Source organism: Plantactinospora sonchi (genome assembly GCF_036422035.1).
GTDB classification, from domain to species: domain Bacteria; phylum Actinomycetota; class Actinomycetes; order Mycobacteriales; family Micromonosporaceae; genus Plantactinospora; species Plantactinospora sonchi.
The window spans coordinates 314,204-328,588 of record NZ_JAZGQK010000001.1; the positions used below are offsets into that span (position 1 = coordinate 314,204).

A 14,385-nucleotide genomic window follows, 5' to 3' on the forward strand; every position below is an offset into this window, starting at 1 on the left:
CGCCGTTCTGTCCCGACGTTCGGTGAGGGCCACCCCCGGTTGTCCCGGGCGGGTGGCGACGACCGCCGACCCACCCGGGACGTCGGAGTCAGGAGATGTCCCGCTTTCGCATGATCAGTGTCCCGATCACGCCGGTCACCACCGCGTACCCGATCATGACCACCGCGCCGGACCAGCGCGGCGGGGTACCCGGCAGATCCGTGCCGGTGGTCATCAGCTGCGAGGCCAGCGACGGGACGAGGAGCTGCAGGTTGTTGATCCAGTCGCCGAACCGCTGGGCCAGCTGGGACAGGAAGATCCCCGCGCCGATGTAGCCGGCGAGGTAGAGCAGGATCCCGGTGACCGTGGCACCGATCTGGCTGCGGATCAGCACCCCGAAGCCGACCCCGAAGATCGCCCAGAGCAGGTACGCCAGCCCGTTGAGCAGGATGGCCTGCCACACCGCGCTCTGGTCGAGCTGGTTGCCGAGGCCGAAGCCGTCGAGCATCAGCGGGGTGACGATCAGGTTGAGCGCGGTGGTGACGAGCCAGAAGAGCACGCCGAGCAACGCCGCCGCCACCAGCTTGCCGAGCACCACGGCGGTCCGGTGCGGCGTGGTCAGGAACGTCGTGGTGGCGGTCTGGTGCGCGAACTCGCTGGTCACCACGATGACGCCGAGCAGCATGACGATCAGCAGGCCGAGCAGCTGCCCGTTGGTGTAGAGGTTTGCCGCGATGTTCAGCGGGTCCGCCGCCACCGCCAGCTGCGCGGCCTGCTCGGGGGTGGGCTCCGGTGCGCCGACACTCGCCGGGTCGACCAGGAACTGCGACGAGATGTAGTTGATGAACAGGGTGATGCCCCACAGCGGCAGGCTGATCAGGGCGAAGATCCACCAGATGTTGATAGTGCGGATCTTGAGGAGTTCGGCTCGGACCAGCCTCATCGGATAGCCGCCTTTCCGGACGTGAGTTCCAGGAAGACGCCCTCCAGGTCGGGGCGCTCGGTGGTCAGCTCGTGCAGTTCGACCTTTGCCGCCAGGGCGGCCCGACCGACCGTCGGCGCGTCGACGCCGTCGACCAGCAGGGCACCGTCCTCGGTCCGCTGCACCTGGGCGTCGTGCTCACCGAGTGCGGCGACCAGTTCGTCGGCCTGCGGTGTGCGTACCCGGACCCGGGCGCTCTCCGCCATCGAACCGATAACGGTCTCCACCGGGCCCTGCCGGACCAGCCGGCCGGCCGCGATGATCACGACGTCGTCGGCGAGCAACTGCATCTCGGAGAGCAGGTGACTGGAGACCAGCACCGTACGCCCCTGGGCGGCGAGGTTGCGCAGGAAACCCCGCATCCACCGGATGCCCTCCGGGTCGAGCCCGTTCGCCGGCTCGTCCAGCATCAGCACCTGCGGATCGCCGAGCATCGCGGCGGCGATACCGAGCCGCTGCCGCATCCCGAGCGAGTAACCCTTGAACTTCCGCTTCGCCGCCGGGGTGAGCCCGACCAGTTCGAGTGCCTCGTCGGCGCGCTGCTTCGGCAGGCCGGCCGCCGCACAGATCACCCGGAGATGGTTGATGCCGGTCCGGCTCTTGTGCGCGCTCGACGCCTCCAGCACCGCACCCACGTGCCGTACCGGATCCGTCAGGTCCGCGTACCGCCGGCCGCCGATCGTCGCCGTGCCCGCGGTCGGCGTGACCAGGTTGAGCAGCATGCGCAGGGTGGTCGTCTTGCCCGCGCCGTTCGGCCCCAGGAACCCGGTGACCCGGCCCGGTTCGACGGTGAACGACAGATTGTCGACCGCCCGGACGTTGCGGTAAACCTTGGTGAGTCCTGACACCACTATCTGGCCGCTCGCGGCCGCAGGGCTTGGTTGCCCGTCGGACATCTCTCTCCCCTCGTGTGACGCCGCCGTGACCCGGCCGCGCACCGTTGCCCAGCGTCGACGGTGCGGTTCGCACGGTCAACCGGAATGATCCCGCAGCCCCGCCTCATCCCCGGGCACGAGCCCGTCCTCCTCTGGTACCAGACGCTCTCGTCCCGAGGCTCGCTCCGATCCCTGGCCGACAGCCCGCCCCGATACCGGGACCGGTGCCCGCCGCCAACCCTGGACCGGTGTCCGCACCGCTTTGCGGCCGCTGGCACCGACCGCCGACCGGGGCGGAAACCCGTGACCGCAGCGTTCACCGTATCGACACGCGGCCAACCGACGGCCGACACGTCGACGGCAGTACCGACGCCTACACAGACACCATGGCCGTTCTGCTCACCGCTGGCCCGGATGCCGCGACCAGCGGATACACCCTGTCGATCGCCGAAGGTGCGGCACAGATCGCCGCCGCGCAAAGACTCCGGTACGCCGTGTTCGTCAACGAGTTCGGGGCCCGGCTCTCCTCGCCGACGCCCGGACTGGACTCCGACGAGTTGGACCCGTACTGCGACCACCTGATCGTCTCGGAGGACCGGACCGGGGCGGTGGTCGGGACGTACCGGATGCTGCCGCCGGACCGGGCGGCGGCGGCCGGCCGGCGCTACGCCGAGGGGGAGTTCGACCTCTCGCCGCTCGCACCGCTCAGGGACGATCTGGTGGAGATCGGCCGGTCCTGCGTCGACCCGGCCCACCGGTCCGGTGCCGTGATCAATCTGATGTGGGCCGGCATCGCGCGGTACCTGCACCTGCGGGGACTGCGCTGGCTCGGTGGCTGCGCCTCGGTACCCCTGGACGACGCCGGGGTGACGGCGGCCGGGGTCTGGGCGGAGGTGTCCCGGCGGCACCTGTCGCCGCCACCGATGCGGCTCCGGCCGCACCGCCCCTGGCTGTCCGAGCCGGCCGCGGCGGCCGCGCTGGCGAGGTCCGGCGCGGAGACGCAGACCCGTGGCCGGGTGCAGATGCCGCCACTGCTCCGCGGCTACCTGCGGCTCGGCGCCTGGGTGTGCGGGGAACCGGCCTACGACCCGGAGTTCGATGTGGCCGACCTCTACGTCCTGCTCTCGCTCGACCGGATGCCCGACCGGTACCGCCGGCACTTCCTCGGCCCGGACCAGTGAACGACGCCGTACGGTGCGCCCGCCCGACCTCGCCGACCGGACCGGCGAGGTCGGCGGACGTCCCGTTGAACCCGGCACCCGCCTCCGTGAACCCGTCGAACATGACTCTGACGGCTGCCCCGTCGAACCCGACGGCCGCCCGGGTGGGGGTGTCGACCGCCCCGGCCGCGGTGCCGGTGCCGGTCGGGGAACGGGCCGGCTCGCTCTGGCGACCGCAGTCGAACTGCGGGCAGGGCTGCCTGCCCGGTCCGGGTCAGACCCCGCGCGTCTCCGGCTCCCGGCAGGTCGGCCGGATGGCCGCGCTGCTCGGGGTACTGCTGCTCGGCGCGGCGCTGGTACCCGTACTGCCGGTGCTGTCCCGGTCCGCCCGGCAGGCCGCCGGACGGCGGTGGGCCCGTGCGGTGCTGGCGGCCTTCGGGGTCACCCTCCTGGTCCGGGGTGAACCGCCCCGCCAGCGGGCGCTGCTGGTGGCCAACCACGTGTCGTGGTTGGACGTCGTCGCGGTTCTCGCCGTCGCTCCGGCTCGGATGCTGGCCAAACACGAGGTGCGGCGGTGGCCGCTGATCGGACCGCTCGCCGCGCGGGGCGGCACCCTCTTCGTGGACCGGACCCGGCCACGGGCCCTGCCGGGCACGGTGGCCCGGGTCGCCCGGGCGTTGCGTTCGGGCGCGGTGGTGGCGGTCTTCCCGGAGGGTACGACCTGGTGCGGTGTACCCCGTCCGGCTGTCGGCTGCGGCTGGTCCGGACGGTTCCGGCCGGCGATGTTCCAGGCGGCGGTCGACGCGCGGGTGCCGGTGGTGCCGGTACGGCTGAGCTACCGGGCCGGGTCGGCCGGCGCCACCGCCGCGCCCGCGTTTCTGGCCGAGGAGACCCTGCTCGATTCGGTACGTCGGGTGCTGTCGCTGCGGGAACTGGTGGTGACCGTGACCGTCACCGCCGAGTTGTCGGTCGAACCGCCCGCCGACCCGCGATCCGTCACCGTGGCGGCCCGACGACGGCTCGCCGAGGCCGCCGAGGTCGCGGTGCGGGCGGCTGCCGGTGCGGTCGCCGGGCAGCCGGACACGGCACCGGGCGTCCCGGTGGTGCCGTCTCCCGCCCGCGCGGCGGATCCACGACGGCCGGTGGCGGCCGGGGCACGTCAGGTCGGCGGCCGTGGCGCGAGGGGAACGGCCCCACGCCACCACGACCGGCGTCGCCACCCTGTCCGACACCGGCCCGCCGACCGCTGATCCGGCGTGGCGGCAACAGCCCGGGCGAGTCGGCTCGGGCGCGACCTAGGCCGCTTCCCCCGACGCGGGCCGGGCGCGCGGAGAATCGCCCGGCTGCGGTCGGCGACCCCACAACACCAGGCCGGTGAGGAGCATCGCACCGCCCAGAGCGACCATCCCCAACGCCGTCGCGGTCCGCACGCCGCCCTCCAGGTGACCCGCCACGATCCACCCACCGTCAATCCCGAACGCCAGCACCATCACGCCCTGCGGGATCACCGGGATCCACCCCACCGTCAGCAACACCAGCGCCCACGCCGTCGCCTTGTTCTCCCGGTACCATTCCGCGTCCCACTTCAGCGGGATCACCGTCTCCGGCGGCCGGCTCCGCTGGCCGGCCGCGGCGAGCACCTCGGTCCCGCGCCGGGCGAGGCGCTCGTCGGCCAGCCAGACGCCACCCCAGCAGACCGCGGCACCGCACAGCAGCCCGACCAGCGGCGTCAGCGGCGCCATCCCCGGCGGGCCCCAGACCGCCAGCGCGAGCACCGGCGCCGCGGCGAGCAGCCCACCCCCGGTGGCGACCAGCACGCTGACGATGTCGGTCGGATTGTCGGCCGAGGTGGGATGCCGGGGGTCGGCCGCCGGGCGCACCCGCAGCAGCGACACCCACACCGGTACCGAGGCGCCCGCGCCGAGCAGGGCCGGCAGGGTGGCGACCGCGACCAGCGCGTCGACATCGGGCGCGAGGGCGACGCCGGCGACGGTGAGCAGCACCCCGATCGGGGTGACCAGAACCAGCCACGCCAGGACCCGCCCACGGACCTCGGCACGTTCGCCGTCCGGTGTGGTGAGCGGCAGCCACAACGCGGTGCCGTCCAGCCCGACCAGCCCGGCCGACATCGCCGCCGCGCCGAGCACGGCGAGCGGTCCGGCCCACGGCAGCAACAGCTCCACGTCGGACAGCAGCGGCGCGCCGGCGAGCAGCGCGCCGTACACCACCGCGAACGCCAGGTACTGCAACCGCAGCGGATGCCGCAGCCAGGCACGCAACTCACGCCCGGCGACCGCCCGCGTCGCGGCCGGCACCCATCCCAGCCATCCGGGCCGGGTACGCCCGACTTCGGCCGGTGATGCCCCGCGCGTCGCGGCCGGCCCGCTGTCGGCCCGGCGGGGGAATGGTACCGCGGCGGTCCGGCGCGGCCGGAACGGCACGCCGGCGGTGATCATCCTTCGGACGAGCAGGATGTACGCGACGGCGCAGAGCAGCACGACACCGGCCAGGGCCGCCATCGTCCACACTCCTCGGCCGGCTGGCCCGGTCACGGCGGACAGCGGCCAGGCGCTCGGCACGTACGCCATCGCCCGGACCACCTCGTCCGGTGCTCCGACCAGCAGGACCGTCACCCAGGGGAAGACCGCCCAGAGTGACCCGGCGACACCCATCGCCGTCCCGGTGAAGACGCCGGTGAGCAGCGCCCCGGCCGGCCCGCCGGCGTGGCCGACGACCTCCAGCGCGATCGCCGAGCCGATCAGCCCGAGCAGCCAGAGCAGCACCGCGCCGGAGGCCGCGACGAGGAGCGCGACCGGGCCGTGACGGGCGGCGTGCACCGGCAGCGCGGCGAGCGCCACCAGCGAGACGGCCGGGCCGATACCGATCGCCGAGGCGGCGAGCAGACCGATCGCGGCCGGGACACCGCCGATCGGCTCCAGGCGCAGGTGGGCCGGGCGGACCCGGCCGTGACCGCCGCCGAGCAGCAACGGCAGCACGATCCAGCCGAGAACCCACGCCCCGACCAGCAGGGCGAGAGTGTGCTGGTCGCCGCGGAGCGCGTACCGGATCAGCCAGGCGGCGGCGAGCAGCCCGGTCAGGCCGGCCACCGTGGGTCCCGGATGCTCACGCAGCGAGCGACGCAGCATGGCCGTCCGCATCCGGGCCGGCACCGCGATCTTGCCAAGAGTGCCGCCCAGCGGGCCGGGGGCGGAAGGATGCGCGCTCATCGTGACCCGGTCAGCCAGTCCAGGCCGGCGCTGCCGGAGGCGTCGGCGCCGACCAGTTCGACGAACCGGTCCTCGAGGCTGCCGCCGGCGGCGACCTCGGCGACCGGCCCGGCGGCCACCACCCGGCCCTGATGGATCACGGTGACCTCGTCGCACATCTGCTCGACCAGCAGCATCGAGTGGGTGGACAGCACACAGGTGCCGCCGCCGGCCACGAACCGGCGCAGCACGCGGCGGATGGTGGCAGCGGAGACCGGGTCGACCGCCTCGAACGGCTCGTCGAGGACGAGCAGCCGGGGCGCGTGCAGCAGCGCCTGGGCGAGACCGAGCTTCTTGCGGGTACCGGTGGAGCAGTCGGCGAGGGCGGTGCCGGCGCCCTTGGCCAGGCCGAGCACCTCGATCAGCTCGGCCGTCCGGTCGGCGGCCGCGACCCGGTGCAGCCCGCGCAGGCCGGCGCTGTAGCGCAGCAGCTCGGCGCCGGTGAGGCGCTCCGGGAAGTCGAGGCCGTCGGGGAGCACGCCGGTCAGCGCGCGGGTCAGGCCGCGGTCGCGCAGCGCGTCGTGGCCGAGGATCCGGATCTCCCCGGCATCCGGGGTGACGAGTCCGACCGCCATTCCGATGGTGGTGGACTTGCCGGCGCCGTTGGGGCCGACGATGCCGTGGAAGGTGCCGGCACCGACGGTCAGGTCGAGGTCGTTCACCGCGCGATGTGCCGCGAAGGTCTTCACCAGGCCGCGGATTTCGAGTGCTGGGGAGGTCACGCGCGGAGCATAGGTGAAGATCGTTAGCGGCGGTGGGGTGCCGGGCGCCCTGTCCGTCGCCAAGAGTCGATTCCTCGCCGAGCTGGCACCGGCTGCCGAGTCGATCATCCACGGGTTGGGCTGCGGGTGGGCCCGGCGGCGCGGTCGGCCCGCACCTGGGCAGGAGGGCCGCGGATTCCGCTGTCGCGATGTATCGCGTTATCGTGGCGGTGCGGGTCCCGGCACGGGACGGCGCGCAGTGGGCGACCGGAGAGCACCCGGGCGAGGGCGAAACCGGAGCCGGGGTGGAACGGAGAGCGCCATGGCCTGTCGGACGGCGGACGGCGCCCGACGACCCGTCGTCAGCCCCGTCGACGACCGCACCGCTGCGGGCGGAGTGGACCCGGCATGACGCCCGTCTTCGGACACGGCCGGCTGCGCCTGTACCTGCTCAAGCTCCTCGAAGACGGACCGAAGCACGGGTACGAGCTGATCCGGCTGCTGGAGGAGCGGTTCCGGGGGCTCTACACGCCCAGTGCCGGCACCATCTATCCCCGGCTCCAGCGGATGGAGACCGAAGGACTAGTCACCCACCACGCGGCGGGCGGCCGGAAGGTCTACGAGATCACCGACCCGGGGCGGCAGGAGCTACGGCAGCGGGCGGACGAGCTGGCCGCGCTGGAGGCCGAGATCCGTACCTCGGTGGCCGATCTGACCAGGCTGGCCGGGGAGATCAGGGCGGGGGTACGCGACTCCCTCCGGGACCTCCGACAGGAGCTACGGTCGGTGGCGCGGGAAACCCGACGGGCCGGCCGGAACACGCCGTCCACCCCGCCGCCGGGCGGTGCCCGGTCGACCGGGAACGGCCGCCCGGCCGGCCCGGAGGCGGGGAGCGACCCGGGCGACGAGTTCGAGCAACGGCTGCTCATGTTCGTGGCCGAGGCGCGGGCGCTGACCCGGAGCCGGCGGTTCACCGACAGTCAACTCCGTACGGCGATCCGACTGCTCGACGGCGCACTGGACGGGTTGCGCCGGCTGCTGCGCTGAGCGTACGGTGACCGGAAACCTCTCAGAACGCCCAATACGGCCGTCACGGCTCTCAGGCAGTTTTCAGGGGATGCTCAGCCGAGCCGCAGCGCGGGCGCGGATGATGGCCTGATGGCAGCGACAACCCAGAGCGAGGCTCGACTACTCGTCGTCGAGGACGACCCCAACATTCTCGAGCTGCTCTCCGCCAGTCTGCGGTTCGCCGGATTCGACGTGGCCACCGCGACCAGCGGTAGCGCGGCGGTGACGGCCGCCAAGGAGCGGCGACCGGATCTGGTCGTGCTGGACGTCATGCTGCCCGATCTCGACGGCTTCGAGGTGATCCGACTGCTCCGCGAGGGCGGTGCCCGTACCCCGGTGGTCTTCCTCACCGCGCGGGACGCGACCGACGACAAGATCCGGGGGCTGACCCTGGGCGGCGACGACTACGTCACCAAGCCGTTCAGCCTGGAGGAGTTGACCGCCCGGATCCGGGCTGTGCTGCGGCGTACCGCGACCGGTGAGCACGCCCCGTCCCGGCTGACCTTCGCCGACCTCGAACTGGACGAGGAGACCCACGAGGTGCACCGGGCCGGAAAGCGGGTGCAACTCTCGCCGACCGAGTTCAAGCTGCTGCGCTACCTGATGCTCAACGCCAACCGGGTGCTCTCCAAGGCGCAGATCCTGGACCACGTCTGGAACTACGACTTCCGGGGCGACGACAACATCGTCGAGTCCTACATCTCCTACCTGCGGCGCAAGATCGACACGACCCAGCCCCGGCTGATCCACACGCTGCGAGGGGTCGGATACGTGCTCCGCAAGCCGGCGGCGTGAGCGCGACCCTGGCCCTGAAGGGACGGCTGCGGGCCGTACCGCTGCGGGTCAAGCTGGTCGCCGCCGTCCTCGTCCTGGTCGCCGCCGCGCTGGTGGTGATCAGCGTGATGACGGCGTTCTTCCTGCGCAGCTACCTGGTCGGCAAGATCGACGACGAGCTGGCCAGCTACGCGCACCAGCCGGAGACCGCCTTCGAGCAGCTCCAGCGGGACTCCCGGACCGGCACCAGCGGGCTCCCCACCGACTATCTCGTGGTCTTCGTCAACGGCGTCAACGGCACCAGGCTGCACGACAAGCAGCTCAGCACGGCGAACCTGCCCGGCACCCTGAACAACCCCGAGTGGTACCAGAAGCACGCCGACGAGGACGTCTTCACCGTCAGCTCGGTCGACCACCGGTACCGCTGGCGGATGATGATCGTGCAGCTCGGCGACGGCGTCTATCTCGCCGTCGGGCAGAACCTCACCGACGTCGACCTCGCGGTCAAGGAACTGGTCTGGATCGACGTCCTGGTCGGCGGTTCGGTCCTGATAACCCTGGCGGCGGCGGGCGCGGCGATCGTCCGGACCAGTCTGAAACCGCTGGTGGAGATCGAACGGACCGCGGCGGCGATCGCCAGTGGTGACCTGTCCCGACGGGTGCCCGACCCGGAACCCGGGGAGGTCGAGGCGAAAACCGAGTTGGGACGCCTGTCCCGGGCGCTGAACGCCATGCTCGCGCAGATCGAGATGGCCTTCACCGCCCGCGCGGCCTCCGAGGCGGCGGCGCGTACCGCCGAGTCGACCGCACGGAGCGCGGCCGACGCCGCGCAGGCGTCGGAGGCCCGGGCCCGACGGTCCGAGGAACGGATGCGGCAGTTCATCGCCGACGCCTCGCACGAACTGCGTACCCCGCTGACCACCATCCGGGGCTTCGCCGAGCTCTACCGGCAGGGCGCGGTCGGCAGTCCCGAGGACACCGCCCAACTCATCCGCCGGATCGAGGACGAGGCGGCCCGGATGGGCCTGCTCGTCGAGGATCTCCTGCTGCTCGCCCGCCTCGACCGGGAACGACCACTCAACCTGGCCCCGGTGGAGCTGCCGGTGCTGGCCAGCGACGCGGTGCAGGCGGCCCACGCGGTCGCGCCGGAGCGGTCGGTCACCCTGGACATCGAACCGGGTTCCGGGGCGCTGGTGGTCCTCGGTGACGACGCCCGGCTGCGTCAGATCATGGGCAACCTGATGACCAACGCGCTCACCCACACGCCCCCGGACGCGTCGGTGACCCTTCGGCTGCGAAGGGACCGCGACAATGCGATCATCGAGGTCGCCGACACCGGGCGCGGGCTCACCCCGGAGCAGGCGGAGCGGGTCTTCGAACGGTTCTACCGGGCCGACGCGGCGCGGACCCGTCGGGCCGGTGGCGGGATCAGCACCGGACTCGGGCTGGCGATCGTCGCGGCCCTGGTGGCCGGGCACCAGGGCACCGTCGAGGTCGGCGAGACCCCGGGCGGAGGCGCCACCTTCCGGGTGCTGTTGCCGTTGGTGCCGGAGAGCGACGAGGGCTCCGAAGCGGGGTCCGAGTTCGGGTCGGGGCCGGCGGAACAACCGGGCCACCCCGAGTCGATCGACGTAGAGTGATTCCCAGGCAATATCCAGGTGGGTTCCAGGTGGATCGCAGAGCAGGGGAGCAGGGTAAGGGCATGAGCGAGTTCGAGACCGACCCGCAGCGGCGGCCGGCAGACGCCGACCGCGAGCTCTCGCATCCCACCGCCGAGCTGCCGCGCGACGACCGCGGGCAGACCGCCGAGCTGCCGCGTGACGACCGCGCGCAGACCGCCGAACTGCCCCGCGACGACCGCGGGCAGTCCGACGCCGGTGCGGCCACCCCGGGCACCAGCTCCGCCGCCACAGACAGCGGTTCCACCGCCCAGGCCCCGCCGGCCGCCGGTACCGTCCCGGGCACGCCGTACGGCGGCACGACGCCCGCGTACGGAGCCACGACGCCGGCATCCGGGCAGCCGTACGGAACCTCGGCACCGGCCTCCGGTCCCGCGTACGGCGGTGTGACGCCGGCGTCGGGACAGCCGTACGGTCCCGGGCCGTACGGCGCGGCGCCCGCCTCCGGGCAGCCGTACACCCTGCCGCCCACCGGTCAGCCGGCCAGCCCCTGGCAGGCGCCGCACGGCGCTCCGCAGCACCAGCACCCGGGCTGGGCGGGTCACCACCCGACCGGGCATCCGGGCCCGCACGGACCGGGCGGCGGGATGCCGCCGCACCAGCCGTACGGCGGCCCGGTCCCACCGCCGTGGGGCCCTCCGGGCGGCACCAACCCGACCCCCGGACGCCTGGGCAAGTTGGTGGCGGTCGGCGCCACCGCGCTGGCCCTGATGGTCGGCTCCGGCCTCGCCGGCGGGGCGATCGCGCTGGCCCTCGACGATTCCGGCGGGGTCACCAAGACCTACAGCGCGGCGCCGGTGATCAACTCGGCCGACCTGCCGAAGATCGCCGCCCAGGTACAGAACAGCGTCGTGTCGATCAGCACCTCCAACGCCGAGGGATCGGGCGTGGTGATGAGCGCCGACGGTTACGTGCTGACCAACAACCACGTCGTCGCGAGTGCGACCGGCAACCAGGTCCAGGTGTTCTTCGCCGACGGCACGAAGGCCACCGCGGAGATCGTCGGCACCGACCCGAAGACCGACCTGGCCGTGATCAAGGCGCAGGGCGTCTCCGGCCTGAGCGCGGCGAAGTTCGGCGACAGCGACGCCATGCAGGTCGGTGACACCGTGCTGGCGCTCGGCAGCCCGCTGGGCCTGCAGGGCTCGGTGACCGCCGGCATCATCAGCGCCCGCGAACGGACCATCCAGGCCGGCGGCGACGAGCAGGGCAGCCCGTTCGAGCGTCCGCAGCAGGGCGGCGGCTCGATCTCCGGGCTGCTGCAGACCGACGCGCCGATCAACCCCGGCAACTCCGGCGGCGCCCTGATCAACACCAACGCCGAGGTGATCGGGATCAACACCGCCATCGCCACCGCGGGTCAGGGCACCGGCAACATCGGTGTCGGCTTCGCGATCCCGAGCAACAAGGCCAAGGCGGTCGCGGAGGCGCTCCAGCGGGGCGAGAAGGTCAGCCACCCGTCGCTCGGCGTCTCGGTCAACACGGCGGAGAACGGCGGGGCGCTGGTCGGTGGGGTCGTGGCGGGCAGTGCGGCCGACAAGGCCGGCATCCAGCAGGGTGACGTGATCACCCAGTTCGGCGACAAGAAGATCAACGACTCCAACGACCTGGTCGCCGCGGTGCAGGCCGGCAAGGTCGGTGACCAGGTGCAGGTGACCTACACCCGAAACGGGGCGCAGACCACGGCAACCGTGACGCTCACCGAAACGTCCTAGAGACAGGCCGTACGCTTTCGGGCTGATCTTCCGTACGCGGAAGTTGAGCCTCTCCCAAGAGCGGCGGGCGACGTGACCAAGGGGGTTGGTCGGGTCGCCCGCCGCTTCCTTTTCCGGGCCGTTCCCCCGCCGGTACGCCGCCCCACCGGGCCGGAGCCCTCGGCGGCCGGTGCCTTCACCTGATCGGGGTGAACCTGGCTCACCCGGGCCGGAGTGAACATGGGGAGTGCTCTGCGGCAGCACCGACCGGGCTCGACCGGGCCTGGGGAGATCCGCCAGCCACCGGGGGAGGAACGGCGATGAGTACCGGAGTGAGCATGGTCCGCCGTGATGCCGAGATCCAGCAGGACGTGCTGGCCGAACTCTCCTGGGACGCCCGGGTGCGGGCCAGTGAGGTCGGCGTCTCGGTGGCTGCCGGCATCGCGACCCTCTCCGGTTCGGTGGACAGTTACGCCAAGAAGTGGGCGGCGGAACGTACGGCACACCGGGTCCGAGGGGTGCGGGCGGTGGCCAACGACATCGCCGTACGGCTGCCCGGTGACGCCCAGCGCACCGACACCGACATCGCCACGGCGGCCAGTCGGGCGCTGGAGTGGGACGCCGACGTACCCGTGGAGAAGCTCGACGTCACCGTCGCCAACGCCTGGCTGACCCTGCGCGGCGAGGTCGAGAAGGGATTCCAGAAACGGGCCGCCGAACGGGCCGTACGTCGGCTCACCGGCGTCCGCGGCGTCACCAACCTGATCGCGGTACGACCGGTCGGCGTCGCCCCCGGAGCGGAGCTTGAACGGGACCTGCGCGGCGCCCTCGCCCGGCGGGCCGGCCTCGACGCCGATCTGATCGACATCGAGGTGACGGACGGGACCGTGGTGCTCAGCGGCGAGGTCCGGTCCTGGAAGGAGCGGTCGGAGGCGGAACGCATCGCCTGGGCCGCTCCGGGAGTCGGCGCCGTCGAGATCCGGCTGAGCCTGGCGGGCTGACCCGGCCCCGTCCGGCGTCCAGCATCCGACCTGCCGGCCCTGCGGGAGGCCCCAGTGACCAGTAATCCGTCCGATCGGCAACGTCAGGTCCGTCCGCTGCGGATCGCGATGGTCGTCCCGCCCTGGTACGAACTGCCGCCACCCGGTTACGGCGGGCTGGAACAGGTCTGCTCGGCCCTGGTGGACGCGCTCGCGGCCAAGGGACACGAGGTGACCCTCTTCGGTGCCGGCACCGGAACCCGTACCGCTGCCCGGTTCGTCGGGACCGTGCCGGAGGTGCAGTACCACCGACTCGGCCAGGCGTTGCCGGAGCTGGCGCACGTGGCCCGGGTCAACCGGATGATCTCGCCGGACTCCTTCGACATCGTCCACGACCACACCACCGTCGGTCCGTTCGCGGCGGCCGAACGGTCGGTGCCGACCGTGACCACCGTGCACGGCCGGCCCACCGGCGAACTGCGGGAGGTGCTCGGCGACCTCGACCCCGGGGTGGGGCTGGTGGCGATCTCCCACACCCAGCGCCGGCTCGCCTCCGAACTGCCCTGGACCGCCACCATCCACAACGGCATCGCCAGCCGCAACATCGTGAGCAAGTCGGCGCCGGGACTGGGCCCGGTGCTGTGGCTGGCACGGTTCAGCGCGGACAAGGGCCCGGACCTGGCGGTCGACGCGTGCCGGGCGGCCGGCCTGCCGCTGGTGCTGGCCGGCAAGTGCGACGAGCGCTCCGAACGGCAGTACCTCGAACAGGTCATCGAGCCGATGCTCGGGCCGGACGTGACGGTGCTGCGCAACCCGGACCGCGACGCGACCGTACGACTCATGCTCGCCGCCCGCTGCCTGATCATGCCGATCCGCTGGGAGGAACCGTTCGGCATGGTGATGGTGGAGGCGATGGCGTCCGGTACGCCGGTGGTGGCGCTGAACCGGGGCGCCGTGCCGGAACTGATCCGACCGGGAGAGACCGGCCTGATCTGCGAGGAACCGTCGGAGTTGGCGTCGGCCCTGCACGACGCCGTGCGGTTGGACCCGGCGGCCTGCGTCGCCCACGTACGGCGCGAGTTCTCCGCGGAGCGGATGGCCGACGAGTACGAGCGGGTCTACCGCGCCTGGCTGGTGCCGGGTCCGGAATCCGCCGAGCCCGCCTCGGCGCCCTCCGTCGGCGCGTGGTGACCTCCGCGACCCGCCGCACGCCGGACCGGTGACCTC

Annotated in this window: 11 protein-coding genes and 1 pseudogene; 8 read left to right on the forward strand and 4 right to left on the reverse strand. The window is 72.7% G+C overall.

The features are described from left to right. Positions 1-88 precede the first annotated feature (88 nt). Both V1633_RS01450 and V1633_RS01455 read right to left on the reverse strand, forming a co-directional pair. On the reverse strand, positions 89-922 hold the full coding sequence (locus tag V1633_RS01450; RefSeq protein ID WP_331212240.1) for an ABC transporter permease: 834 nt from the start codon (positions 920-922) through the stop codon (positions 89-91). After that, positions 919-1,857: an ABC transporter ATP-binding protein gene (locus tag V1633_RS01455; protein WP_331212241.1), complete on the reverse strand. Its 939-nt coding sequence runs from the start codon at positions 1,855-1,857 to the stop codon at positions 919-921. Before V1633_RS01455 ends, V1633_RS01450 begins: the two co-directional genes overlap by 4 nt. A 365-nt stretch (positions 1,858-2,222) precedes the next feature. On the opposite strand from V1633_RS01455, the gene V1633_RS01460 reads away from it, so the two are divergent. Both V1633_RS01460 and V1633_RS01465 read left to right on the forward strand, forming a co-directional pair. After that, positions 2,223-3,017: a GNAT family N-acetyltransferase gene (locus tag V1633_RS01460; RefSeq protein ID WP_331212242.1), complete on the forward strand. Its 795-nt coding sequence runs from the start codon at positions 2,223-2,225 to the stop codon at positions 3,015-3,017. A 101-nt stretch (positions 3,018-3,118) separates the two neighbouring features. Further along, a pseudogene (locus tag V1633_RS01465) lies at positions 3,119-4,150 on the forward strand (lysophospholipid acyltransferase family protein); the annotation flags it as partial. Between the two features lie 141 nt (positions 4,151-4,291). Here the strand turns inward: V1633_RS01465 and V1633_RS01470 are convergent. Continuing rightward, complete coding sequence (locus V1633_RS01470) at positions 4,292-6,223, reverse strand: hypothetical protein (RefSeq protein ID WP_331212244.1); 1,932 nt, start codon at positions 6,221-6,223, stop codon at positions 4,292-4,294. Beyond that, a complete protein-coding gene (locus V1633_RS01475) occupies positions 6,220-6,984 on the reverse strand; it encodes an ABC transporter ATP-binding protein (protein WP_331212245.1) in 765 nt (254 codons plus the stop codon). The genes V1633_RS01470 and V1633_RS01475 overlap by 4 nt, the downstream gene beginning before the upstream one ends. A 387-nt stretch (positions 6,985-7,371) precedes the next feature. On the opposite strand from V1633_RS01475, the gene V1633_RS01480 reads away from it, so the two are divergent. The 6 genes from V1633_RS01480 to V1633_RS01505 all read left to right on the forward strand — a co-directional run bounded on the left by V1633_RS01480 (position 7,372) and on the right by V1633_RS01505 (position 14,349). Beyond that, positions 7,372-8,010: a PadR family transcriptional regulator gene (locus V1633_RS01480; protein WP_331212246.1), complete on the forward strand. Its 639-nt coding sequence runs from the start codon at positions 7,372-7,374 to the stop codon at positions 8,008-8,010. A gap of 111 nt (positions 8,011-8,121) precedes the next feature. Then, a complete protein-coding gene (locus V1633_RS01485; RefSeq protein ID WP_331212247.1) occupies positions 8,122-8,826 on the forward strand; it encodes a response regulator transcription factor in 705 nt (234 codons plus the stop codon). Next, complete coding sequence (locus tag V1633_RS01490; protein WP_407951938.1) at positions 8,823-10,445, forward strand: sensor histidine kinase; 1,623 nt, start codon at positions 8,823-8,825, stop codon at positions 10,443-10,445. Before V1633_RS01485 ends, V1633_RS01490 begins: the two co-directional genes overlap by 4 nt. A 62-nt stretch (positions 10,446-10,507) precedes the next feature. Then, positions 10,508-12,199, forward strand: a complete 1,692-nt coding sequence (locus V1633_RS01495) for a S1C family serine protease (RefSeq protein ID WP_331212248.1) — start codon at positions 10,508-10,510, stop codon at positions 12,197-12,199. 299 nt (positions 12,200-12,498) lie between these two features. Further along, positions 12,499-13,179: a BON domain-containing protein gene (locus V1633_RS01500; RefSeq protein WP_331212249.1), complete on the forward strand. Its 681-nt coding sequence runs from the start codon at positions 12,499-12,501 to the stop codon at positions 13,177-13,179. Positions 13,180-13,233: 54 nt separating this feature from the next. Continuing rightward, on the forward strand, positions 13,234-14,349 hold the full coding sequence (locus V1633_RS01505; protein WP_407951939.1) for a glycosyltransferase family 4 protein: 1,116 nt from the start codon (positions 13,234-13,236) through the stop codon (positions 14,347-14,349). Positions 14,350-14,385 lie beyond the last annotated feature (36 nt).

Excerpts from the sequence above, each read along its gene's own strand:
- V1633_RS01460 (WP_331212242.1), top strand. The coding sequence starts at position 2,223 with ATGGCCGTTCTGCTCACCGCTGGCCCGGATGCCGCGACCAGCGGATAC.
- V1633_RS01455 (WP_331212241.1), bottom strand. The coding sequence starts at position 1,857 with ATGTCCGACGGGCAACCAAGCCCTGCGGCCGCGAGCGGCCAGATAGTG.
- V1633_RS01485 (WP_331212247.1), top strand. The coding sequence starts at position 8,122 with ATGGCAGCGACAACCCAGAGCGAGGCTCGACTACTCGTCGTCGAGGAC.
- V1633_RS01450 (WP_331212240.1), bottom strand. The coding sequence starts at position 922 with ATGAGGCTGGTCCGAGCCGAACTCCTCAAGATCCGCACTATCAACATC.
- V1633_RS01480 (WP_331212246.1), top strand. The coding sequence starts at position 7,372 with ATGACGCCCGTCTTCGGACACGGCCGGCTGCGCCTGTACCTGCTCAAG.
- V1633_RS01500 (WP_331212249.1), top strand. The coding sequence starts at position 12,499 with ATGAGTACCGGAGTGAGCATGGTCCGCCGTGATGCCGAGATCCAGCAG.
- V1633_RS01495 (WP_331212248.1), top strand. The coding sequence starts at position 10,508 with ATGAGCGAGTTCGAGACCGACCCGCAGCGGCGGCCGGCAGACGCCGAC.
- V1633_RS01470 (WP_331212244.1), bottom strand. The coding sequence starts at position 6,223 with ATGAGCGCGCATCCTTCCGCCCCCGGCCCGCTGGGCGGCACTCTTGGC.